Genomic DNA, 23136 nt, shown 5'->3' on the forward strand with positions numbered 1-23136 from the left:
CCTATATATGCCAGCCGATGGATTTTTCGCGTATTTCGATAAAATGCTTGTAAATTCCTTCTTGCTTAATCAACTCTTTATGACTTCCCTGCTGCACAACTCTGCCTTTATCTATAACGATAATATGATCAGCTTCTCTAACGGTAGATAATCTATGAGCAATACTTATAAACGTCTTATTTTTTGTTAACTCCCGTATCGCACTGATTAATAAATGCTCATTTTCAGGATCAACGCTCGAAGTTGCTTCATCAAGAATAATAATCGGAGCATCTTTAAGAATTGCCCGTGCAATGGATATTCTTTGTTTTTCTCCTCCTGATAAGGTAGAACCGCCCTCGCCGATAAGGGTGCGGTATCCATCCGGAAAGTTCATAATAAAATCATGACAACAGGCTCTTTTGCACGCTGCTATAACCTCTTCATGAGAAGCATTCGGATTTCCGAATTTTATATTGTTTTCAATCGTATCGTTAAACAAATAAACTTTTTGAAAAACCATACTGATGTTTTTTAATAAACTTTCGGAAGTAAAGTCTTTTACATTCCTTCCGCCGATCAGCACTTCGCCTTTTTTTACATCCCAAAACCGCGCTATTAAATTACACAATGTTGTTTTACCCGAACCGGAAGCGCCTACAATCGCTAAGCTGCTTTTTGAGTTTACTTTTAAATTGACATCTTTTAAGATTGTCCTTTCGTTATAGCCGAAGTCAACGTTTTTAAACTCTATATCATAGGAGTTTATAGTTATATCCTTTCCATTTTCATCTAAAGAAGGAATGTCGGAAATATATTCCAATCGATCCAATTGTGTTGCTAACATTTTGCTTAAAAATGCCCCGTTGTTTATTAACTCCAATTCCATAAATATCAAAAATGCGGATACAATAAACATAAGTGTATACGAAAGCGGAATACTATGATGTAAATACAAGATCACTGCAACAAATACTAACACGCAGCTTGCAATTTTATAAATCATCTCATACAGCTTCATAACTAATGCGGTAGCTTCCGTAACAGCTATATCAACGCTACACTTTTTAGAAAAAGCTTCTTCAATCTTATCTTTACCTTCTTTTCCTTTTTTAAACGAACGAAGCACAGAAATGCCTCTGATGTATTCGATAGCATGAGTAACTAACTGCTCTTGCGCCTCCTGCATAACCGATGAATAGTTTTCGGCTTGTTTTGCAATCAACCCTAATACTGCAACCCCTAAAATAATAGCCGTCAAAGATATCAGCCCTACCGGATAACAAAATATCAAGAGCATAACTGTCATACTGAACGCATGAAAAAATCCGCCTACAATAAAGTTCACTGCAAGCATAGCCATTGCCTCTAAATCGGAAATAGTCGTCGTTAAGATGGTTTGAATTGTTCCTAAATTTTTTTCCGAAAAATACCCCATCGGTGCTTTTTTTAATTTTTCTCCTATTTCAATTCTTTTGTCTCTAAAAATCTCATAGCCTGATGCACTTAGGTTTCTATCACACAAATATTGAAAGATAAACCTCCCCAATATACTTATTCCTACAATTAAAACAGCCTGCAAAATAATGAGCATATTTAATTTTTCAAGGTTTATCAGGATAAATAAAACCGAAAACAGCATAAACGAAGCAAAAAAAGATTTAAATGCGCCGAAAATAAGACCTCGAATTACATTTGAACGGTATTCGCCTGATATTTCTAATATTCTTCTTACAATGTTAAACATTTATTGTTCTTCCTTATCTTCATCTACTCCGCCGACATATTTATTCCATAATGAGGTATATACACCGTGTTGATTTAAAAGCTCATCATGAATACCGCTTTCAACAATCTCTCCGTTTTTCATAACTAAAATAGTATCGGCATGTGTAATTGTTGAAAGTCGATGAGCCACAACAATAAGCGTTTTACCTTTTATAAGATTATTGATTGCGGTTTGAATTAAATATTCATTTTCCGGATCGGCAAAAGCGGTCGCTTCATCTAAAATGATGACCTTAGATTGTTTTAATATTGCGCGTGCAATAGTAATGCGCTGGCGCTCTCCGCCGGAAAGCTCTCCTCCTCCGTCTCCGACTTTTGTATCATAGCCGTCTTTCAATTCCATAATAAAATTATGGCAAGAGGCTGCTTTTGCCGCCTCAATAATTTCTTCATCGCTTGCATTGGGCTTTCCTATTTTGATGTTTTCTTTTATGCTTGTATTAAATAAAAAAGTATCTTGGGCCACATAGCTTATTTCACCGGTAAGCTGCTCAAATGGTATTTCTGATATTTTTTTGCCGCCGTAAAAGATATGCCCTTTTGTAGGATCCCAAAAACCGGCCATTAATTTAGCAATAGTTGATTTACCGGATCCGGAGCAGCCTACCAGAGCCGTTACCGTATTCGGTTTTAGTTCAAAGCTGATATTTTTTACTGCCAATTCCGTATCATACGCAAAGGAAACATTTTCAAAACGGTATAACGTATTATCAAATGTTACTTTTTCTTTCGGTCTTATAAGCTCATCTTTTAACAAAAACAATTCTATCATGCCTAAACTTGCCTTTACCATATTGAATTGCTCGGAATACTTTCCTACTTTTATAAAATGCGCTATAAAACTGATAGGTAAAATAATGCAAACGATAAAATTTGACAAAGTTATTTGCCCGTTCATATATAAATAGGCTCCGACCGGTAAAGTACCGAGCAGGGTTGAAGGCGTAACTGCCTGAATAAACGCAGACCAAAACCAACTTTGCTTCCACCAACTCAAGGTACTGTTGTGAAAAAAATCTATTGCATTACTGAATTTTTCATAAGAAGCAGTACTTTGATTAAATGCTTTGATAACTTCTATTCCGTTTACATATTCAACCAAGGTACTATTCATATCATTTTGCGCTTTTGCATATGTCTTACTTCTTATCTGATAATCTTTCATCATGCCGATATATCCGAGCATACCTAAGGGAATGGTAAGCAAGGAAGCAAAGCCCATTCTATAATCCAAGACAAAAATCAAAATCAAAAAAAATGCAGGGGATATCACACTAGATGTTATTTCCGGCATAAAGTGAGCCATAGAATCTTCAAGTTTTGATACTGTATCGACCATTATGTTTTTAAATGTGCCTATTGGTGTGTCAATCATTACTCCCATGGGTACCGATAACATTTTTTCCGCAATGTTACTTCTTATGTTTTTTAAAATATGATAGGTTGCCTTATGTGAAATAACCGTTGAATATAATGTAAAAGTGCCTTTCAATATTTGTCCTAATAAGGCTATCAACGTTATGTATATAACGGTCTTAAACGTTGCTTTATATAGATAGATTTTTTCTATCAGTTTTGCTATAGCAATAAATGGAACCATTCCAAACAGTTCTCCTATAATTGCCCAAAAAATTGATTTATATAAATCGGCTTTTTTATTTCCCGCATATCTTAGTAGAGATGAGACCACATTGCTTTGTTTATTATTCATGATATATCCTCAATTCATTTAATAAGCCGCCCCAACCATAATATTGAAAAGTAACAATGCTTTTGATGTACCTGCTCACATCATTGTATGGAATAGCGTGAATGATACATTCACATAATGACGTTATATAACCTTTCGTAATGATATGTACCTCAAGTTCTTTAATTTTGGTTGCAGAAGATTTTTTGCCGGCTGTGGCTTGAATGAGCTTCATATTTTTATGCGTATATCTATCTGCAATTTCTTCCGCAAAATTTTCTACCCGTGAACCTTTACTGCAGGCAAGAAGCAGCTTAAACTCATCAAAATGCTCATACATATAATCTACAAACCTCATGGTTTCAGAAAATAATGCTTCAATAACAACATTGTCAGTTTCTTCCGATAGCGGCATAGACGCTTTATCAGTACTTCTAATTTCAACATCCGTTACGATATCTAATGTGTACTCATATACATCTTCAATAAGTGTAAAAAACAGTTCTTCCTTATTCTTAAAGTGACGGTATATTGCACCTGTGGTTACATTCGCCGTTTTCGCAATCTCCCCCACCTGTGCTTTTTCAAAACCATTCCGTAAAAACTCTTCTTTAGCGCATTCCAAAATTCTGTTTTTAGTTATGTCCGAACAATATGACACCGGTCTTCTTCTCCGTATATTTTTAATTTGATAATCTAATTATCTTTAATAATTAAATTATCATTTTTTTAAATTTAAGTCAAGTATCTTTATTATTAAAATGTATATTTTTAGGTTATTACAATAGCTCTTACAATTTCTCTATCATGATCAATATAAGTGAATTCCCACTCGGTATCTTGTAATTCAATTTCAAGTATATTATTCATAATATGCCTCAATCTTTTATTAAAAGCATTGCTTTTTTAGTGCTTTTGTAGTATTCTTAAGGTTTTCAGGGGTATCATAAGGAAAAACTATGAATGTATACGATTTAATTGCAGAACATTACAGCGACCTTTTCCCGCTTGAATTAGAGAAGAGTCGAATTTGAGTTATATTGAAAGTTTCCCCATAAACCCAATAATTTCACCTTCATTTCCGTTTACCGGAATTTTCTTGTATGCGTTTTCACCGAGCAGGAGGGCGGTGTTGCAGACTTTGAATAAGAGTTCCAAGTCGTGGGTGATGATGAGGACGGAAACTTCTTGAGCGCAGTGTAAGATGAGCTTTGCGATTTCGTCCATGCGTTTGTAGTCGAGGCCGCTGGTCGGCTCGTCTAAGATGATGATGCGCCTGCCGCTCAAAAATGCCGTTGCAAGGGCGAGCCGCTGCTTTTGTCCGCCTGAAAGTTCCTGCGGATGGTCAAGCCTTTTTTCCCAAAGGTCAATTGTGCGCAGGTACTCAGCCGCTTGTTGCAAATAGGATTCATCCTTCCGTTTTGAAGAAGGAATAAGCTCGTTTTCTACCGTATCAAAAAAAATCTGATAGTCAACATCCTGCATCATATAATACGCATTTCTTAAGCGCTGCCGCCGCCGCTTCCCGTAACCGATCTGCCCCTTGCAAGACAAAAGCCCGCCTAAAGCTTTGCCGAGTGTGGTCTTTCCTATACCGTTTTTTCCGATAACGGCGGTAATCTCTCCTGCGTGTACATCAAACGAAAGATTTTTGATAAGTTCTCGTCTGCCGATAGAAACGCTCAAACCCTCGATATGCGTAACCGCTTGTTTCGGTACCGAAGGGTTTTCGCAGACAAGACTGTCATACCGTATTGCCCTCAGTCCGTACCGCCTGCAATCCTCTGTTGTCAGTTCACCTTTCAAAAAGATTTTTTCGATAGTGCCGTCTTTCATGTAGATGAGCTTATCGTACAATTCATTTAAGAAAAATAAACGGTGCTCGGCAATGATAATCGTTTTTCCCATCGCCTTTAAATCCCGTATCATCGCTTGAAATTGCACAATACCCTCATAGTCGAGATTGGAAGAAGGCTCATCGAAAAAAAGCAGCTTTGTGTCATAGATGAGTGTGGAAGCGATGGCGACCTTTTGTTTTTGCCCGCCGGAAAGCTCTGAAAGTTTTGCACCTTTAAGCGATTCTATCTGCATCGTTTGAAAAGCAGCATCGGTTTTTTCGCACAGGGTTTGAGAATCCATACCGAGATTTTCTCCGGCAAAGGCAACCTCTTCCTCTGCAATGGTAGCAAAAAACTGATCACTCGGATTTTGAAACACATTGCCGATGTACTTTGCCAATTCGCCCTTTTTATAATCCAAGATGTTCTTCCCTAAAATGCGCACCTCACCGTCGAGTATTCCGCCGTAATGATAGGGAATTAAGCCGTTTAATATCCGCGTTAAGGTAGTCTTCCCGCAGCCGGAAAAACCCGTAAGCACAACGAGCTCGCCTTCTTCAATGCTCAAATCAATGGCATGGAGCGTGGGACTTTCATCATTTTCATAGGTGAAGTTTTTTATTCTTGCTTCTACTATGCCCATACGGATATCCATAGTAAAAAAACAGCTGCTAATAAACCCACCGTATCATACCAGCCGAAGCGCACCGGTTTATAACTCGTCTTTTTTCCTTCGTACTCAATCCCCTTTGCGATTATCGAAGAGGTCAGCGTTTCACTTACATGAAGACATTTATAAATAAGGGGAATAAGATAGAGTTCAAACGAACGGATAGGATGTAACAGGCTCAAACGCAAACCCCGCACCTTCATACCGTTTTTTATTTCGTTTAACCGTGCCGTCATTTCGTCCAAAAAGCGTAAGGCGGTAACCAGTCCTATCGAAAGAGATTGCGGCGCTTTTACCGCACGCAATGCGCTCATAATTTTTAAGGGACTGGTTAAAATCAATATCCTTCCGATGTTAAAGATAGGATAGAGCCTTAAAAATAAGGCTATCAATCCTATCAATGCTCCAGTTGTCATTCCTAAATCGACATATGCCAAGAGCTTTATCAGCAAAAATAGGCCGATGTAGGCCAAAGCCCTTTTTACGCCTTCCGTGTACGAAAATAAGAACAAAAAAAGAAAGCTCATTCCGAGCAGCACATAATACATGGTCTGATTGACAAGAAACACCAAGAATGATGTGAGCAATATAAGTATAAAAAGCGTTATCGGATTCATTGACCATCCTTGAGTGTTTCTTGCCGGCTTCATTATAATACGCTCTTTTTACTGCTCTTTTCAAAGAACTTTTTGTTGATATAGGTACCGAATAAGCCTGCCAAAGATTCCAAGACGATGTTGCACGCTACCGCTATTGCGATGGCTTTTCCCGTGTAAAACTGAATCATCCACTGAGCCTGTTCACTTGAAATAGACGGAGCGAACTTCGTAATTCCTTCCGCACCTAATACTTTGACAAATATAATCGGGTGCATTGCAACAATAAACATTGCAGCCGAAAAAGCGATTGAAACTTTTACATTGCTTGAATAATCGCCGATGATGATTTCGGCAAGCACTGCCGAAACCAAACAAATCGGTATCATTATCCAATAGCCCATAAGGGTATATAACAATCCGTAGATAAGCCAGAATAAAAATGCCGTCCAGCGGTGTTTTACTTTTTTAGCCGTTATCACAAAAACAGGGCCGACTGCAAAAGCGGCAAATCCTGCAGAAGCGTATAAGGCTATGGCTCCCAGTGTTCCCGTCAGCATCGAAATTGCCATTCCGATTGCAAACCCGATAACCGTCAACACGGCTATCCGTACAATGTCTTTTAGTTTCATAAAAAACCTCCAATATTTTCAATTATAACATTGTTATATTTGAATCTAAAAAAAATAGATTCACTTTCCTCATTCATAATTATAAATGAGTTTTAATTCATAATTAAATTGCCCTGTGCGCATTTTTTTCCAGCCTTCATTAAAGAAGTCCGCAATTAAATAGGCATTGTGTTCGGCTTCTTCTTTTGTTTCGCAATGAACGGCAACTTCCGATAGTGCATACAGGTATGCATGGTTCAGTAAGTGAATGCCTTTTTTGGTGATTACTTGAGCGGCCTTCTTTTTCCCGTGAATCATCTCCAAGATTTTCAGGTGGTTTTCATCTTCTTTTTCTATTATTTCATCTAAAAAATGCTCATGTTTTGTTCCATAAGAACAAAACGCCAAGAGCTCGAAAATATCTTTGTTATCAAAAAAATAGGATACCATACCGACGGCTCCCTTTAATTTTAAATCGAGAATGGATTCGATTGTTTGTTTTGTGATCACCGTTTCTTTTTTATACATTGTAAAACTTTGTTGTTTGAGCAAGCTATAATGGTACTCTATATCGGTAATGACCGGCTGTACCAATTCGGAAAAAAGAGCTTCTTTGTCTTTAAAATGACCGTAAAAGGCTCCGGTCGTAACACCCGCCTGCGCACAGATTTCCCGCAGATTGGCTTTTTCAAAGCCCTTCTCTTTGAAAATCTTTTTCCCGCATTCCAGAATTTTCTTATGCGTAAGGTCAAAATCTCCGTTTCCCATTAAAAGCACCTGTCAAATATAGCTTAGTTATATTATAAGGGTTTTTAGTTTTTTGTCAATAAGGGATTCCGGATATTTTTTTTAACGAGTGAGGTTGGTTGTGAGTATGAGAGAACTTCTTTAATTATAAGTTGGGTATTCAGTTTTTTTAGAAATCACTTATCAATTCTTTTGCTTTCATAAGTATCGGCAACTCTCTATTCGCAATGAGTTTTCCTAATCGGCTGTTTGAGTATTTATTATATTTATCTATAGCTTCTTTATAACTTAATTTTAAAGTAGATAAATGAAAATCTTCAACTTCTGTTTGTGTCATATTCTTATCACCGAAGGACTTTACTCTGCAAAGATAATAATTATTTAAATTATGCCTGTGAATTAAATTATAGTAATCACTGACAATTCCTATTTTAGAAAGAATATCAACTTCCACACCTAATTCTTCCTTAAGTTCTCTTCTAATTGCATCTTCCAAATCTTCGTTCGGTTCAACTCCGCCGCCTGCTGTCTCAATCAGTGTTACTTTACCAAAATCATCATCTCTATGAACTTTAACAAAATAATAATTTTCATAATCATCAATTACAATAGCTCTTACAATTTCTCTATCATGATCAATATAAGTGAATTCCCACTCGGTATCTTGTAATTCAATTTCAAGTATATTATTCATAATATGCCTCAATCTTTTATTAAAAGCATTGCTTTTTTAGTGCTTTTGTAGTATTCTTTAGGTTTTCAGGGGTATTATAAAGAAAACTATGAATGTATACGATTTAATTGCAGAACATTACAGCGGCCTTTTTCCGCTTGAAACGGAAAAACTTGAATTTATACAACACCTTTGTCCGTTGCCGGGCAGATTGTGTGATGCAGGCTGTGCAACCGGTGAGCTTGTAATGGGTTTATATCAAAAGGGATATGATATATGCGGACTCGACTTAAATGAAAAGATGATTGGAATTGCAGAAAAGAAAGCTTCGTGTATCCGCAAAACAGGTGAGCTTATGTTCTATCATGCAGATATCGCCGATATTATGCAGTTCGGTAAATTTAAGGGCGTACTGTGTTTCGGTAATACGCTTCCGCACTTGCGTGATGAAGAGGCTCTCCGCCGTTTTTTCGGTTCCGTGTATCGGTCATTAGAGGAGCACGGCATCTTTATTGTTGAAGTACTCAATTATGACCGCATCCTTGATGATAAAAAAATGGACTTTAAAGATAAAGAAACAAAAGATTTTATTTTTAAGCGGAACTATGATTTTTTACCGGGTGGGAATATCAGATTTACTATAGAATTTACCGATAAGCAGCGCAGTACCGTCGGTTCGGATTTTACGGTATTACATCCACTTAAGAGGCAAATGCTTTTAGCCTTATTTAAGCAGACAGGATTCAAATCCGTTTCAGCCTATTCTGATTACAGCTTTACGGAAAGCCGTGCAGAAGATTATGCCGTAGTATACACAGCAAATAAATAAGAGATATAATATTCTCATTTTGATAAGGAGCAGTTTATGAAAAACACAAAATATCTTTACATGGTTTTGATTTTTTTTGCGATCATTGTAATAAAAGGCATGGCAGCAGAAAACAACAAAGAGTACAAAGTACTGATAGGTATGGCCCCAGATAAAGCGGTAAATCTTAAAGGAATAAAAACGCTGGTAATTGATGCGGAATTTTTTTCTAAAGAGGAGATAGCACAGCTTCACAAAAACGGAAATGTTAATATATTTTCTTATTTAAACATCGGCTCTATCGAAACATTCCGCGATGATTATGAAGCATTTAAATATCTAGCTTTAGGCGACTATGAAAATTGGGATGAAGAAAAATGGATAAATGTTGCGGACAAAAGATGGCAAAAAAGAATTAAGGACAAAGCACGGCTCTTATCTCAAAAAGGCATAGACGGTTTTTTTCTTGATAATGCCGACATCTATTATCATTATAAAACACCCGAAATATATCGGGGACTTATGACCCTTTTACAGGAAATACATAAAAAAAATAAACCTATTATAATCAACGGCGGGGATACTTTTATAAGTCAGGCAATGAAGGAAAATGCTCTTAAAGGAATCGTAAACGGAATAAATCAGGAAAGCGTATTTACCGAAATAAATTTTAAGGATAACACATTTGGAGTAAAACCCATAGAAGACAGAGAGTATTTTATGGACTATCTGGATAAATGTAAAACCTATGGATTTACCGTCTATTTACTGGAATACGGCCCAAGCAAAAAAATTGAAAAAGATATAAAGGCTTATTGTCAAAGAAACGGCTTTATTTACGATATTTCCCATTCATTGCAGCTCTATAAACCTTTTTAATTGACAAATATAGGGATAGGCTTAATATTTTTTATTGTTTGTTCCAGCTTAACCTTTTCATTCCTTATATCTATTTCCGTTTGTATGTTAATAAAAAAATCATCTGAAACATTAAAGTACTTTGCAAACCGTAAAGAAGTGTCAGCCGTAATTTTTCGTTTATTTTTTAAAATATCTTGAATACGTGATACAGGAACAGCTATATCCTTAGCAAGCCTATAAGCACTTATATCAAGCGGTTTTAAAAATTCTTCGTTTAAAATTTCGCCTATTGTAGGTGTAGGAATTAACTTTGACATAACAACCTCCATCAATGATAATCTACAATTTTTTATACCTGATTAACAGGTATAAGTCAAGAGTATAAATAATATTTTTTATATTAATACTTTAACATTCATACTTTGTCATTTTTATTATATTGATATTTTGCAGTTTTTAGAGTATTGTCTTTATATGGTTAGCCAAATAATTAAACTGTCCTTATAAAACTTTCCACAATTTATAGGGGCAATCGCAAAAAGTGGAAAAATTATATTTTAAGGAAAATTTTATGACAAGCAAAAAAAGACCTGCTTACAATAGCAGAAAAGAACATGTACATCCGTTTGAGGCTTATGTTCTGGAAAATACGAATACCCTAATACTGGGTACTTTCCCCGGAAAGAAGTTCACAGATCCTAATAAAGAGAATGACAAAGAAGATTGGTATTATGGAACAGATCGTAACGAATTTTGGGCATTAATAGAATATGCTTTAGGCTGTAAACGAAATTCATTGCAAACAAAAGACGAAAAACAAAAGTTTCTAACAGAACACAAAATAGGCATAACAGATATTATCAAAAAAGCAAGACGCAGGCAAAATAATAATTTAGATATAAATCTTAATGTTATAGAAATTACTAATCTAGATTTCATTATTGATAAATGCAAAGACATTCATATGATAATTTTGACTTCCAAAGACATGTATACAAGATTTTTTATACCATACTATGTAAAAAAATATAATGCTATTTTTAAAGAAGACAAGAATAAGGAACCGGAAACTCATGAAGAGAAAGGTAAAAAAATAAATATCTATTATTATACTTTTAAAGGAAGACCAATTCGTGTTGTCCCATTGCACAGTCCCGCAAGAAAAAATGTATCAATCAAGATAAAAAAAGCACTATATAAATATATACTAAAAAATAATAAGTAATCTTACCCCACTGAAAATCGTACACGGATGTACATTAATAGCGGACATGGATGTCCGTGGTTCCAACTTCAAGAGTTTGCGCTTGCCACAAACTCTAAGCTGAAAATCGGACACGGATGTCCGATTTTCAGCGAACTACTTGAATTTTTACCGATTTTCTTTTATACTTCCCTGATTGTAAATTAGGAGCCGATATGGGTAAGGTAATTATGGGGGCAGAAGCTCTTGACGGGTATTTAACTGAAGACGATCTAAGGCATCTTAACGAAATGAATGCTCTTTATCAGGAAGCTATTGAAAATTTTGCTGTTTTAGAAAAGGAAAACGGCGAAAAAAAGAAAAAGGCCAAAGATGAGGTTATAAGACTTTATACCGAGATGGGACATCTTATGCAAAATATATGCAAAGATATACCTCAACTTAAAGTTTTCTCTTTTGATACTGAACATGAAAATCATGCCGAGGCTTCAAGGGTTATTGCAAAACTCCGCTCCATAAAAACCGAACACAGCGAATTCTTATACTATACCCAGCGTTCTTTTGAAATGCTTTTTAAACTTGCTTATAAGGGGCACCAAAAAGACAAGAAAAACTATCTTGTAGTAAAAACTCCTGTAACGAATCCGGTTCAAAACTATGCGGTTCACAAGATAACCGACATTGACCATAAAATCGAAAATACGGTTATGTGTGTTATGTTGAGAGGAGCCCTCCTCCCCTCTATGATTCTTTCAAAAGAAATTGAAGAGTATTCTTCTCACGGCTATGTAACCCCCTTTGCCCTCTTTAAGATTAAAAGAGATGATTCCCGCAAAGAAGACGATATGCAGTACATCCTTGATTTGGATAAGTCTTATTTTAACCTAAAAGATTTGGACGGAAAGGACCTTATCTTTGCAGACCCTATGAATGCGACCGGAGGGAGCCTCGTAACCGTTGTAAAACACCTAAAAAAACTAGGCGTAAAGCCGAAATCGATAAGCTGTTTTCATGTAATTTCTGCCTTAAAGGGAGCCTTACGCATTGTGCGTGCCTTGGATAACTGCACACTTTACACCCTTTGGATGGACCCTGCTTTAAATGCTTCGGCTTATATTATGCCGGGTCTCGGCGATGCAGGAGACAGGATAAACGGAACCGATACCGATGAAACACCCAGAAACATTATTCAGCTCCTTGCAGACTATGGCTCAAATATTGCGGGGCTTTACCGCTCTCAGCTTCGTCAGATAGAAAAAACCGTTTTAGGAAACTAGAGGATTTTAAAAAAATGAGAAAAAATATTTTTATAGTTTTTTTGGGAGCCTTGTTTTTTATTTGCTTTACAAAAGTTTTTGCAAAGGGAGCTGTTGAAGAAGACCTTGCAGGAGAGTATTTTTCAATTGCTCAAGGTTATACAGAGCTAAAAAACTATTCTAAGGCTGCAGATTATTATCTTAAAGCCGAAAAGTCTGAAAAATATAAAAATGCAGCTCAATATAATTTGGCACAAGTTTACGCCCTTCAAAATGAATGGGATAATTGTCTAAAATATATTGAACCCCTCTATAAACAAGCTCCGGAAAACATAAAAATATCTACAGCCTACGCCTATGCTCTGGCCTCATCCGGAAAAGAAGAAAAAGCCCTTTTAATTTATGAAAAGATTTATTTGGAAAATAAGGAAACTCCCGAATATTTCTTTAACTATGTTAGAATTCTAATTATTGTAAAAAAATATGAAAAAGCAAAAGAACTTCTTAACGAATCCAAGGAAAAGTTTACACAAGAAGATGATAAAAAAACTATTAGTGAACTTGAAAAAGAAATAGAAAAACTTTTAAATCCGCCTGAATTAAAAAAAGATTCAACGCAAGATGATAAAAAGTCTGAAGAAAGAAATTAAGAAACCTAATCAAAAATCGGAACGGCTTCATAGCCTTCGCTTTTTAAACGGATAACCATATCTCCCTTGCCGTCATCCTTTACTAAAACCGAAAAGAAAGCATCCTCCCCTCGCTCTTCTTTTTTTATTGTTACCGTAAAGCCCTTTTTTTTAAGTTCATCTGCAAGTCCTTTAGCAAAATTTTCAGTTTTAAAAAAACCGGTTTGATAAAATTTTGCAGCCGGCACTTCATTATTTTGTGCTAATCCTAAAGTTTCACCTTGACTTAATGAGACGGATTCGGAAGCTGAATCTGCAAGAGATTCTTTAAAGTCTCTATTTTGAGGCATTAAATACCAAAATGTTTTAGGGCTCAAAAAAGCCTCGCCTCGAACAACAGCGGCCTCAATGCTGTTAGGGAATTTTTTTATGAGAGTGTTCTCAGCCTTCTTATCTCCATCGACCCACCAAAGAGTCAAAAGCATGGCAGGATGAAATTCTGCGAATTTTGAATCGGTAACATATTTTTTTATATTTTCAAGAGAGCTTTTTTCATCCGATTTTAATTTAAGCCATTCAAAAAGAACAAGAACTTTTATGTCTTCTTTAGAAAATGGGGTTTCAATGATAGGCAGCAAGCGGTTATGGCAAAGCTCGGAGGACTCGCTTATATTATCGGCTAAAAGATATGCCCCAAGAGCCTTGGTTAAAAGAGTTTTTCTTTCTTTCTCGGGAGAAAGTTCCGCAGCTTCAAGATAGTGTCTTCCGGCTCGTAAAAATAAATCGAACCTTTCTTCATAGTCGGCCAAAACGGATAAAGCTATAATTTTTTCTTCATTTGAAGAAACCTTTTTTATTTCTGCTTCAATAAACGAAGAAACATCAGCAGGAGTTTTTTTTGTAAAACCGTTTTTGATAATCTTTTGAATATTTGGAGGTAAGGAATTTTGAGCAGTCAGGCTATGCAAAAAAAAGAGAGTACATAAAAAGAACGGTATTTTTTTTATATTAAATTCCATAAACCTTTTATCTCTTACCTCATTTAATTTCAGAGTTTGTATCGGTTATTGGAGTTGTAGATTCTTTTTTACGCTTAAACCATGATTTTTTAGGCTTTTTTAAGTCCACAGTGTCTATTCCGACACCATCGCTCGCCGTAAATGTTTCTTTTTTTTCATTTAAAGGCTTATTTTTTTTCTTTTTACTTCCAAATAAAAAAGGAATGGTTAAGATAAGTCCGATTAAAAACGAAAAAATATTGCTTACATAAACAGGTACATTTTCAAATGTATAAAAAATCAAAGAAATATTGCAAGAGTTATTCATATTAAATCCTGCAAATAAGCCTAAAAATAATACTATCAATAAAAAATAAATCAGTTTCCAGTTCATATAGTTCCTTTTAAGAGCATTTCCAATACTCAAAAGAATAGTATACATAAAATGTAAAAAAGAACAACAGGGGGAATAAAATCTACTTAACCGCCTAATTAATCCTGTTTATTTCTTTTCCGGCTATAAAGGCTTTTGCGTTAGCTGCAGCTGTTTTTATAAGCCTCTCTCTGGCCTCAAAGGTTTGCCATGCCATGTGTGGCGTAATAATACAGTTCGGAGCTTTAAGCAAGGGATTATCCTTAGCCGGAGGTTCTACACTGAGAACATCGCAGGCAAGACCTGCAAGTCTTTTTTCCTTTAAAGCCTCTGCTGCATCCTTTTCGTTTATAAGAGGGCCCCGTCCCGTATTGATTACAATGGAAGTTTTTTTTATCTTTTTTAAGGACTCGGCATTTATAATTTCTTTTGTTTCCGGAGTCAAAGGACAGTTTAAGCTTATTATATCGGAAGAAGAAAAAAGCTCATCTAAAGAAACTTGTTTTGCTTCTTCTAAGCCCTTAATATTTTTTTTAGAGCGGTTAAAATAGATTACCTTCATATTCATGGCAAGGGCAATTTTTGCAACGGCTTGGCCTATGTTCCCAAAGCCGACTATACCCATAGTCTTATCGGAAAGCTCCCTTATATCAAAGCTATGATAGCAAAAATGAGGGGACGCCGACCATTTTCCGCCCATAACTTCATCGCTATGCTCCTTTACATGCCAATAAAAGTGAAAAATAAGGGCAAATACAAGTTGAGCCACGCTGTCGGTGCTGTAAGAGGGAATATTCGTTACACAGATATTTTTAGCTCTTGCAGCCTCAATATCGACAACATTGTATCCGGTAGCTAAAACTCCTATATATTTAAGACGTGGCAAAGAATCCATTATTTCTTTAGAAAAAACAACCTTATTGGTAAGAACGGCATCAGCCTCCTTACACCTTTCAAGAAGTTCCTCTGCACTTGTTTTATCGTATATTGTAAGATTTGAAACCGATTTTAACTCATCCCACGAAAGGTCTCCGGGATTGGAAGTAAACCCGTCAAGAATAACCAAATTTAATTTTTCACTCATAAAAACACCTCTGAATATTTATCATTCCATATTTTTTTAAATTCGTCAAGGGGTCCCTTTTGACATAAGAATGTTGATTTATAATACCTTTAAAATCTAAAAGAGGAATATCCATAGAACGGGCATAATCGCACAATACCTATTCTGCAAATATTCTCATTTGAGCTATTTTTCCTGCATTCATATTAAAATCAATTTTCTTATAAATACGGGGTATATGGTAAATTTAAAGCCGTTGCAGTAAATAAATTTTTAGGTTTTTCTTCAGGTATTAAGAATGAAACCGTCATAGGTTGAATATAAGAGCTTTCAAGAGGATATAGTTCTTCCAGACGAAAGTCATCGATTTTAAAACCATATTCATCACGTAATTATTGTTCAACTATGGGTAAGATGTTTTTTTACACAATCTCCTAATTGTAAAGACAATTATATCATAAAAAGATGGATAAGTCTATGTGTTGGATGGAGAGCTTGTAAAGTTTTATAAGTATTTGGATGCTTCAAATTGTAATTTATACCTCTTTTGAAGAGTGATAAAATACAAAAATTAAATAATTATTTCACTAAATACCTTGACCTCTATAAAATATATTCGTATTTTGAAATGTAAAAGGAGCATGTCTATGTATAGAGCTTTTAATGTCCACATAATAGATCAAGAAATGGATACATTGTTAAAAAATAGTAATCAAGTTTATGATGATTTTTTATTGATTTCTCATTCTCATAAACAATATATACAGCAATCATTGGATAATTTTTTGTTACCCAATAATTCTATTGATGTACAAAGTCTTGAGCAAGACTGGTTTCCAAGTGTTGATGCTCATGTTTTTATCTCACATTCACATAAGGATATTGAATTGGTACAAAAGTTTGAAAAGTGGTTATATCAGCAATTTGGTATAAAATGTTTTGTGGACTCAAAGGTATGGGGATATGCAAATGATTTATTAAAAAAATTAGACGATAAATATAGTTTACTTTACAGTGAAAATAATATAAATACTTACTATTATGAGAAAACAATTATATCATCTAGCCATGTTCATATGATGCTTGCAACTGCATTATTAAAAATGATTGATAAAATTAATTATATATTCTTCTTGAATACACCGCAGTCATTGTCTTTAAATAATATTCATCAATTTACTTACTCACCTTGGATATATTACGAATTATTATTACTAAAATTTATCAGGAAAAATAAAATAAAAAGGCTTACGGAACAAGAAATGAGACAGTCCTTTTCTATGGAAGCTGAGAATCTAGCAATGTCTTTTCCTGTTGATATTAAAAATTTATGTAAATTATCCCGAGATAACCTATATGCATGGGAAAATCATATGATGTCTCACGAAAATACTCCCTATTCTGCATTAGAGCAATTAGATCTATTATTTCCAGATGTAAAACTCACAGACAATTTCTCAAAAAGAGGTAGAATTTATGGATAATAAGTTAAAACATTTAGAATTTATTCAAAATGTTATCGAACGAATGAATAATAATTCCATTCAGTTAAAGACATGGACAATTTTATTGGCTGTAGGTGTATTAGCTCTTGCTGGAAAACAAGAAAGTTGGTTCATTATGTTATGTGCGATGATGCCTACAGGATTATTTTGGCTTTTAAATATACATTTTTTAAAAATAGAACGATCCTATCGCGTGTTATATGATACTGTGCGAAAAAAAAATGAAAAAGACATAGATTTTTCAATGGATATTTCTAATATTATAGTTCCAAAAAAAACTATGCCAACAATAAGCTGTTTTTATTTACCAATTATGGCGGCTCTTTTGATTATATCCGGGTGGTTATATTTCTATTCATAAATACATTATTTTCCTTCAACAAGGAGAATCGAGTAATTGCCCCTCTGCAGAAATAAAAGATGCTCTCATAAAAGTTCTTTTCTTATCATTTGTTATGGTATTTCACGAGACTGCCTAGTGTAGTACTGAAACATGAGCCCTATTGTAGCTGTAATAGATCATCGATTGTAGTACTACACGAGACCGTCTAGTGTAGCGCTGAAACAGGTCATCGATTACGGTCGTAATAGGGCATCTATTCTAGCCGTAATAGGTGACCTATTGCAGCCGTAAGAGATCGTCTGTTATGGACGCAATAGCGACATGGGCTTTGACCAGAACCGAAGGCATAATATCGGGGTCGTATAAGTCGGCATTGGTTGCTCGTGAGGGATATTACGCAGCCTAGCATTATATGTCAATAATATCCCATACAGCTCTATCAATATTGGAAAGGTACTTATCAAATCGTTCTTTTTGTACAGCAAAACAAAGCAAATGAGTTGGTCTGGAGAACCCGACATACACTGTTTTTGCGGCTTTATACATCATACCGGATTTTTTTGTTTTGGCAGTCTTACGAAATTTTTTATGTATAAAACAGTCGACAAGCCTATTTGATTCGTGCATACTTGAATTATATGTTTCCATATAAAGCAGACCGGTTACTGTTTGACCTTTTATTGCATGAACGGTTTTGATGGAAATATCAATTCCTGAAATACTGTATGTATTTATCTGCTCTTGACCTGTTGGTTTATTATTCTGGATTATAGTTGTAGGGTTTGTTATAAACAAATACGTGTCATTATTTATATTTATGAGATTATTATCTAATGATACCGCTTGCAAAAAATCAGGTAGAAATGCTTGTATATTGTGAATAGTCTGCTCTACAGGTTCACTATTGATCCGTTGCTTGCACCAACGAAAAAGGTTTCGCTTAAATAGTTCATATATATCGGTTTCTTCTTTGAGGTATTTGAATAATGTTCTTATTGTATAATAGCGTCCATGCTTATCTTGTATTTTTTGCATATAAAGTATATGTAATAATGCATTTAAAATAGACTTTCTCATTGTTTCTAAGTGCTTTTTATGAGGATCAACTGCGAGTAAATGATCTGTAAGAGAGCTGTAATTAATTTTAGTTGATGCAGCTGCTGCACAAAGAGAATCATAGTAATCGGAAATTCCAAGTTTATTGTCTGCGGCGTCATCTAAAATAGATTTCCGCCAGCCAACGGCAGCATAACTTCCTGTCATCGGCAGTTTTCCTTCATTTTGTAGTTTATAAATAAGATGAGCAAATTTCTTAATAACCGTTTTAATATTCTCTTTTTTATACACGAAAAGATAGGGTTTAATATCTATAGCTGTTCCATCTGCATTTTTTCTGAGTCCTTGTATCGCATTAGGTTCTACGGCAAATGATGACACAATGGCAGCAGTACAAGGAGAAAGCCGATGACTTCCGAGTAATGTTAAGTGTTCTCGCGGCTTCCAATCCGCCTTACCGGAATTATCAGCTTTCTCAGTAGAACCATCACTATTATCACTATCGTTTTCTCCAAAAATGCTTTGATTTACATCTCCTATACGTTGAAATACCGTTATAGTTTGTTGTTCATCTGTATGTCCTGATGTGTAAAATAACGCATCCAATAGCTTTATTTGATGACTGTGCATATCCTGCATTTCATCAACAAATACATACTTAAATCTTTTTTGGAAAATACTTACTATCCGCGGATTATCATTAATATAGAAATTTGCAAATTCAAATGCATCATTATATGTTAAAAAGCCTTTTTTCACATTATCATACTTAAATTGTGCAATCTTTATTGCTGTAGAGCATTTAAGATTCTTTAACCCATTAATACATTTTGCACAACCGTTTTGATCGATTTTAGCGGTTAGTAAAGTTGTCATTTGAACCTTGTGAGGTCGATAGCTGAACCACGTCAAGCTACTGTATTTATATTTAAGAGCTAACTCGCACCTCCTAAAATATATGTCATCATCTATTCGATAGGGATGTGTTTTATGAACATGGGCATAATAGGGAAGTGCCAAAAAAGTATCGGTAAAGCTTTGTATTGTTCCGACAAAATTAGGAAAGTTAAACAGTTTCGGGGCGATAGTTTGTAATTTAGACTGTATTTCTTCAACTGCTGTGTTTGTATGAGAAAGAATAAGTACACCCGAACCGTCAGGAAACGGCATTTTCTTTTCTAAAATGATAAGTTTTGCCAACAGTGCTGTTGTTTTACCGCTTCCGGGAACCGCTTGTAGGTCAATAGTATCTAAATTAGTGATAAAGTTTCGGCGTTCTTCATCAAAATGCTTATTTGCAGGAAGCAAGATTTTCTCTGCATATTCAATATCTTCATTTGTTATTGTTATTTGCATACAAATTGTACCGCCTCAATAAAATTCTGTATTGCCGCATCACTTTTAAGTTCATTTTCTGAACAAAAAACATTATCGAGACCTGAGGCTAGAAGATATGCAATTTTCCGTTTATTTAAAGAATCAGAAAGCAGTTTTTGGGCAAGAGCCTCTTCAAATGAACTACTATCAGAGGTAATTCTTGGGTGTACTTTTTTAACCGTTTCCTCAAAAAGATTACCGAATACTGTTGACTTGTACAAAGCATATTCAAATGTCCATTCCTTTGTTACAAACAGCCGTATATTGTTATTAGTATCATACTTTTTCGTCAGTTTTGTCATTTTTTCTGATAGAGCTTGTTCTATTTCAATATCAGTTTTTATTCTGATTTCAGCTGTATCTTTATCTTTTTCATAGTATTTTACATCGGAATCTGTAATAACAGCTATCGGGATGGGTATAGACTCATTATTGTTTTTCCGTTGAAAAATGTGCGTATAGTTAAAAAAGCCTATGGATTGTATGTTAATAATTGAAACACCGGCTTGCGTTATATCTTTTTTTATCATTCCCAGTTTTTTAAGTAGCTTTGCAAAAGACGGCAAAAACACTTGTTCCGACCAGCCTTCGACAAAAATAAGACCTTTTGCAAAAAATAGATTTGCTTTCGTTACATCAAGAAAGGTTTGTAAAAAGCAGTAATTATCATCGGATAGTTTTGTAAACTCATGTCCCATAGGGTAACAGGTATTATTAGCACAGAGAATAATATTTTTAAGGTTAATTTTTGAAGCAAGATTTGGGCTATGCGTTGTTAAAATCAATTGAACATCTTTTAGTCTTTGTAGTTTTTCAATTACTTTCAGCTGTGCCTGCGGATGTAAATGTGCCTCTAGATCTTCAATCAATCCTAGTTTTACACCGTCCCAATTCTTTCGCTGCAAATTCAAAAGTTCGGCTGCCATATAGAGCCGGTTTAGAGTTCCCAGCCCCGGATTTTGTGTCTTTTCTAAAGAAAGCTGCAATTTTCCTAAAATACTTTTTAGTGTTGTTTCGCTCATTGAAAATCGAGCTTTTTCATCATTAAAACAAAAAGACTGTAAATATTCGTCTAACTGTTCTTTTATTGCGGCTCCTTCAGTATCTGATATTTGCATTTCGTCATTGCCTGAAAAGAAATTATCTACAAATAAATTAAATTCTTGTAGATGATTAATAAAATTTTCGTGAGTTTCCTCTTTGGTAAATACTTCATGTGCCAATAAAATATTTGAAAGCCGTGAATATTTTCCCGGCATTAATTCATTTTCTGCATCGCGCAACGGTTTTAAATAGGTAACTTTCAAATACTCGCGTGCTTCTGAAGTTAGCAGATACAAAGCAGAACCTTCTCCCGCACGGATATCGGTTGTTGTAATTTTTTTTGTTTTCGGATTCCGTCGTGCTTCAAATACAACACGGAGGTAGATTACTGCAGGCTGATTGCCTTGTTTTTTGTAGCATAGCCATTCAATAAAGTTTTTTGCTTCATCATCAGTTAAATCTTCAAAAAGCAATTCTATCCGCAATCGATCCGATTCATTATAGAAATCATCGTCTGTTACTCTTAACCATTCGTAGCTTTGCGTTTTTAATACTAATTTTACCGCATCTATAATAGCCGTCTTACCTGAATCATTTTCACCGACAAGGACATTCATACCCTGATGGAAAGGAACTACTAAGTGCGGAACATTTATATCAAAATCATTCCGGCCATATTTTCTAAAATTCCACAATTTTATTTCCGATAAATACATTTTTTTACTCCTGTATTCACTTTCAATTATACTACTTACTCATCATTGTAGCTATTCCAATACGCACTTATTTTTCCTACCTCCCCCTCTTCCCCGCAAGCACCCCTTCCGTTTTCTTTAAGTAGAGCTCGAACAAAAAAGCAGTGCGGGCGGCATCATCAGAGAAGGCGGTTTTACGGTAGAGTTTGTCTACCGCAGAGTCGAGGGCGGCATGGGCTTTGACCAGAACCTGCGGCATAGTATCGGGGGCGTATAAGTCGGCATCGGTGATTTATCAAATAATACTCTTTTCTTTTAAATAATTTTCAAATTTATCATCTGTAATTACTTTATCATAAGTACTTTTTACTTTTCCTAAAGCAATATCTTCAGTTAAGTCGGATATAAATTTATTAAAATCAGGATTATCTTCTGAAAGTCTTTCCAAAGTATCCCAATCTATATTTTCATTATATCTAGCATTACAAATTATTTCTGATTCACTTATATTTTCTGCATTCAGTTTTATAATTCCAATTCCAAAAGCATTAGATAATCTTTGAAGCTCATTTCTAAAATTAGGATCTTCATCGATTTTCAAGCAAACTAAATATCCCTCATTAGCCCAGCTTGAATTTGAAACAGCCTGAAAAAAATACTGTCTTAAATTAGAATAATCTATATTCTTTTTCATTTCAAAGGAAAACAGTTTTATTGAATTGACATTCAATGAAGTTTGAAGTTTCATTGTTTCTTTTGAATAATCTTTAAACGGAAAATATACACCTACTAAATCAGGATGCAGCCATTCATTAGCCCCTTTTACTCTTTTTACTGAATTTTCCTGATAAATAGTTTTTGTGTAACAATTAAAATGCGGGTTTGAATAAACATATTTTACTAAAAGCGGATGTAAATCTCTTTCATTAAAATTACTTTCATTATTTTGTTTTAATTCTGCATTTTCTTTTTTCTCGATTTCCCGTTTTATTTCACTTCCGCTTATATTTAAACTTCTTAAAATAAATCTTGAAGGACGTTTTGAAACTTGAATAAAAGTACTTTTTTCAGCCTTTTCTTTGGCATCTACATATAATCTTGCTCCTACTGTAGCGGCCGGAGTTTTGCCCGAGCTTCCTAGTTTTTTATCAAAAGAAAACTCAACCGCTTTTTCCCAAACTTCTTCAGGAGTCATTGGCTTTTTTACTTTTTCAAAAACTTCTATAATCAAATCAAAAAAAGTATATTGTTTCTCCATCTTATCCCTTTTACATAATCAAATAAATTTACGCTTTCAAAAATCCCCCTCTAAAAACATCAGTCTTTAGAGGG

General features: G+C 34.9%; 23 protein-coding genes. 7 read left to right on the forward strand and 16 right to left on the reverse strand.

Annotated features, from left to right (window positions below):
- Position 1: 1 nt before the first annotated feature.
- From TDE_RS07655 to TDE_RS07690, 8 genes are all read right to left on the reverse strand, one after another.
- Entirely contained in the window at positions 2 to 1726 is a 1725-nt protein-coding gene (locus tag TDE_RS07655) for an ABC transporter ATP-binding protein (protein WP_002679276.1), read from the reverse strand.
- Positions 1727 to 3478: an ABC transporter ATP-binding protein gene (locus TDE_RS07660; protein ID WP_002679279.1), complete on the reverse strand. Its 1752-nt coding sequence runs from the start codon at positions 3476 to 3478 to the stop codon at positions 1727 to 1729.
- A complete protein-coding gene (locus tag TDE_RS07665; protein WP_002679286.1) occupies positions 3471 to 4118 on the reverse strand; it encodes a TetR/AcrR family transcriptional regulator in 648 nt (215 codons plus the stop codon). The genes TDE_RS07660 and TDE_RS07665 overlap by 8 nt, the downstream gene beginning before the upstream one ends.
- 374 nt (positions 4119 to 4492) lie before the next feature.
- Positions 4493 to 5938, reverse strand: coding sequence for an ABC transporter ATP-binding protein (locus TDE_RS07670; protein WP_002679287.1), 1446 nt, complete (start codon positions 5936 to 5938; stop codon positions 4493 to 4495).
- Positions 5929 to 6615 (reverse strand): energy-coupling factor transporter transmembrane component T family protein, encoded by a 687-nt coding sequence (locus tag TDE_RS07675; RefSeq protein ID WP_010957006.1) that lies wholly within the window; start codon positions 6613 to 6615, stop codon positions 5929 to 5931. Before TDE_RS07675 ends, TDE_RS07670 begins: the two co-directional genes overlap by 10 nt.
- A complete protein-coding gene (locus tag TDE_RS07680; RefSeq protein WP_002671086.1) occupies positions 6615 to 7193 on the reverse strand; it encodes an MptD family putative ECF transporter S component in 579 nt (192 codons plus the stop codon). Before TDE_RS07680 ends, TDE_RS07675 begins: the two co-directional genes overlap by 1 nt.
- A 69-nt stretch (positions 7194 to 7262) precedes the next feature.
- On the reverse strand, positions 7263 to 7940 hold the full coding sequence (locus tag TDE_RS07685) for a TetR/AcrR family transcriptional regulator (protein WP_002679289.1): 678 nt from the start codon (positions 7938 to 7940) through the stop codon (positions 7263 to 7265).
- Positions 7941 to 8088: 148 nt separating this feature from the next.
- Positions 8089 to 8613, reverse strand: coding sequence for an NUDIX domain-containing protein (locus tag TDE_RS07690; RefSeq protein WP_002679290.1), 525 nt, complete (start codon positions 8611 to 8613; stop codon positions 8089 to 8091).
- An 88-nt stretch (positions 8614 to 8701) separates the two neighbouring features.
- On the opposite strand from TDE_RS07690, the gene TDE_RS07695 reads away from it, so the two are divergent.
- Positions 8702 to 9421 (forward strand): class I SAM-dependent methyltransferase, encoded by a 720-nt coding sequence (locus tag TDE_RS07695; protein WP_002679291.1) that lies wholly within the window; start codon positions 8702 to 8704, stop codon positions 9419 to 9421.
- A 36-nt stretch (positions 9422 to 9457) separates the two neighbouring features.
- Positions 9458 to 10279, forward strand: coding sequence for an endo alpha-1,4 polygalactosaminidase (locus TDE_RS07700; protein ID WP_002679293.1), 822 nt, complete (start codon positions 9458 to 9460; stop codon positions 10277 to 10279).
- On the opposite strand, the gene TDE_RS07705 is transcribed toward TDE_RS07700, so the two are convergent.
- Positions 10276 to 10578, reverse strand: coding sequence for a HigA family addiction module antitoxin (locus tag TDE_RS07705; protein ID WP_002679295.1), 303 nt, complete (start codon positions 10576 to 10578; stop codon positions 10276 to 10278). The genes TDE_RS07700 and TDE_RS07705 overlap by 4 nt on opposite strands.
- A gap of 254 nt (positions 10579 to 10832) precedes the next feature.
- Between TDE_RS07705 and TDE_RS07710 the strand changes: the two genes are divergently transcribed.
- The 3 genes from TDE_RS07710 to TDE_RS07720 all read left to right on the forward strand — a co-directional run bounded on the left by TDE_RS07710 (position 10833) and on the right by TDE_RS07720 (position 13371).
- Positions 10833 to 11486, forward strand: a complete 654-nt coding sequence (locus tag TDE_RS07710) for a uracil-DNA glycosylase family protein (RefSeq protein ID WP_002679297.1) — start codon at positions 10833 to 10835, stop codon at positions 11484 to 11486.
- 194 nt (positions 11487 to 11680) lie between these two features.
- Entirely contained in the window at positions 11681 to 12742 is a 1062-nt protein-coding gene (locus TDE_RS07715) for a uracil phosphoribosyltransferase (protein WP_002671073.1), read from the forward strand.
- Positions 12743 to 12756: 14 nt separating this feature from the next.
- On the forward strand, positions 12757 to 13371 hold the full coding sequence (locus tag TDE_RS07720; protein ID WP_002679299.1) for a tetratricopeptide repeat protein: 615 nt from the start codon (positions 12757 to 12759) through the stop codon (positions 13369 to 13371).
- A 5-nt stretch (positions 13372 to 13376) separates the two neighbouring features.
- On the opposite strand, the gene TDE_RS07725 is transcribed toward TDE_RS07720, so the two are convergent.
- The 3 genes from TDE_RS07725 to TDE_RS07735 all read right to left on the reverse strand — a co-directional run bounded on the left by TDE_RS07725 (position 13377) and on the right by TDE_RS07735 (position 15805).
- Positions 13377 to 14369 carry an SPOR domain-containing protein gene (locus tag TDE_RS07725; protein WP_002679301.1) on the reverse strand — a complete coding sequence of 331 codons (993 nt, stop codon included), beginning with the start codon at positions 14367 to 14369 and terminating at the stop codon, positions 13377 to 13379.
- A gap of 19 nt (positions 14370 to 14388) precedes the next feature.
- Complete coding sequence (locus tag TDE_RS07730) at positions 14389 to 14742, reverse strand: hypothetical protein (RefSeq protein ID WP_002679303.1); 354 nt, start codon at positions 14740 to 14742, stop codon at positions 14389 to 14391.
- Positions 14743 to 14836: 94 nt separating this feature from the next.
- A complete protein-coding gene (locus tag TDE_RS07735; RefSeq protein WP_002679304.1) occupies positions 14837 to 15805 on the reverse strand; it encodes a D-2-hydroxyacid dehydrogenase in 969 nt (322 codons plus the stop codon).
- A gap of 626 nt (positions 15806 to 16431) precedes the next feature.
- On the opposite strand from TDE_RS07735, the gene TDE_RS07740 reads away from it, so the two are divergent.
- Positions 16432 to 17268, forward strand: a complete 837-nt coding sequence (locus TDE_RS07740) for a toll/interleukin-1 receptor domain-containing protein (protein WP_002679305.1) — start codon at positions 16432 to 16434, stop codon at positions 17266 to 17268.
- Entirely contained in the window at positions 17261 to 17650 is a 390-nt protein-coding gene (locus tag TDE_RS07745; protein ID WP_010957009.1) for a hypothetical protein, read from the forward strand. The genes TDE_RS07740 and TDE_RS07745 overlap by 8 nt, the downstream gene beginning before the upstream one ends.
- A 390-nt stretch (positions 17651 to 18040) precedes the next feature.
- Here TDE_RS07745 and TDE_RS07750 read toward each other — a convergent pair whose 3' ends face one another.
- From TDE_RS07750 to TDE_RS07760, 4 genes are all read right to left on the reverse strand, one after another.
- Entirely contained in the window at positions 18041 to 20044 is a 2004-nt protein-coding gene (locus tag TDE_RS07750) for a UvrD-helicase domain-containing protein (protein WP_002679307.1), read from the reverse strand.
- Complete coding sequence (locus TDE_RS07755) at positions 20035 to 21825, reverse strand: ATP-dependent nuclease (protein ID WP_002679308.1); 1791 nt, start codon at positions 21823 to 21825, stop codon at positions 20035 to 20037. The genes TDE_RS07750 and TDE_RS07755 overlap by 10 nt, the downstream gene beginning before the upstream one ends.
- Positions 21826 to 21901: 76 nt before the next feature.
- The gene (locus tag TDE_RS13425) at positions 21902 to 22063 is read right to left on the reverse strand and encodes a type IIL restriction-modification enzyme MmeI (protein WP_010957010.1); all 162 of its coding nucleotides are present in this window, start codon (positions 22061 to 22063) and stop codon (positions 21902 to 21904) included.
- A gap of 36 nt (positions 22064 to 22099) precedes the next feature.
- On the reverse strand, positions 22100 to 23062 hold the full coding sequence (locus tag TDE_RS07760) for a COG2958 family protein (protein ID WP_002679309.1): 963 nt from the start codon (positions 23060 to 23062) through the stop codon (positions 22100 to 22102).
- Positions 23063 to 23136 lie beyond the last annotated feature (74 nt).

It is taken from the genome of Treponema denticola ATCC 35405, assembly GCF_000008185.1.
Taxonomy (GTDB): Bacteria; Spirochaetota; Spirochaetia; order Treponematales; family Treponemataceae; genus Treponema_B; species Treponema_B denticola.

Coding starts and splice junctions, on each gene's coding strand:
- TDE_RS07655 (WP_002679276.1), bottom strand. CDS start 1,726: ATGTTTAACATTGTAAGAAGAATATTAGAAATATCAGGCGAATACCGT.
- TDE_RS07660 (WP_002679279.1), bottom strand. CDS start 3,478: ATGAATAATAAACAAAGCAATGTGGTCTCATCTCTACTAAGATATGCG.
- TDE_RS07670 (WP_002679287.1), bottom strand. CDS start 5,938: ATGGGCATAGTAGAAGCAAGAATAAAAAACTTCACCTATGAAAATGAT.
- TDE_RS07675 (WP_010957006.1), bottom strand. CDS start 6,615: ATGAAGCCGGCAAGAAACACTCAAGGATGGTCAATGAATCCGATAACG.
- TDE_RS07680 (WP_002671086.1), bottom strand. CDS start 7,193: ATGAAACTAAAAGACATTGTACGGATAGCCGTGTTGACGGTTATCGGG.
- TDE_RS07685 (WP_002679289.1), bottom strand. CDS start 7,940: ATGGGAAACGGAGATTTTGACCTTACGCATAAGAAAATTCTGGAATGC.
- TDE_RS07690 (WP_002679290.1), bottom strand. CDS start 8,613: ATGAATAATATACTTGAAATTGAATTACAAGATACCGAGTGGGAATTC.
- TDE_RS07695 (WP_002679291.1), top strand. CDS start 8,702: ATGAATGTATACGATTTAATTGCAGAACATTACAGCGGCCTTTTTCCG.
- TDE_RS07700 (WP_002679293.1), top strand. CDS start 9,458: ATGAAAAACACAAAATATCTTTACATGGTTTTGATTTTTTTTGCGATC.
- TDE_RS07705 (WP_002679295.1), bottom strand. CDS start 10,578: ATGTCAAAGTTAATTCCTACACCTACAATAGGCGAAATTTTAAACGAA.
- TDE_RS07710 (WP_002679297.1), top strand. CDS start 10,833: ATGACAAGCAAAAAAAGACCTGCTTACAATAGCAGAAAAGAACATGTA.
- TDE_RS07715 (WP_002671073.1), top strand. CDS start 11,681: ATGGGTAAGGTAATTATGGGGGCAGAAGCTCTTGACGGGTATTTAACT.
- TDE_RS07720 (WP_002679299.1), top strand. CDS start 12,757: ATGAGAAAAAATATTTTTATAGTTTTTTTGGGAGCCTTGTTTTTTATT.
- TDE_RS07725 (WP_002679301.1), bottom strand. CDS start 14,369: ATGGAATTTAATATAAAAAAAATACCGTTCTTTTTATGTACTCTCTTT.
- TDE_RS07730 (WP_002679303.1), bottom strand. CDS start 14,742: ATGAACTGGAAACTGATTTATTTTTTATTGATAGTATTATTTTTAGGC.
- TDE_RS07735 (WP_002679304.1), bottom strand. CDS start 15,805: ATGAGTGAAAAATTAAATTTGGTTATTCTTGACGGGTTTACTTCCAAT.
- TDE_RS07740 (WP_002679305.1), top strand. CDS start 16,432: ATGTATAGAGCTTTTAATGTCCACATAATAGATCAAGAAATGGATACA.
- TDE_RS07745 (WP_010957009.1), top strand. CDS start 17,261: ATGGATAATAAGTTAAAACATTTAGAATTTATTCAAAATGTTATCGAA.
- TDE_RS07750 (WP_002679307.1), bottom strand. CDS start 20,044: ATGCAAATAACAATAACAAATGAAGATATTGAATATGCAGAGAAAATC.
- TDE_RS07755 (WP_002679308.1), bottom strand. CDS start 21,825: ATGTATTTATCGGAAATAAAATTGTGGAATTTTAGAAAATATGGCCGG.
- TDE_RS13425 (WP_010957010.1), bottom strand. CDS start 22,063: ATGCCGCAGGTTCTGGTCAAAGCCCATGCCGCCCTCGACTCTGCGGTA.
- TDE_RS07760 (WP_002679309.1), bottom strand. CDS start 23,062: ATGGAGAAACAATATACTTTTTTTGATTTGATTATAGAAGTTTTTGAA.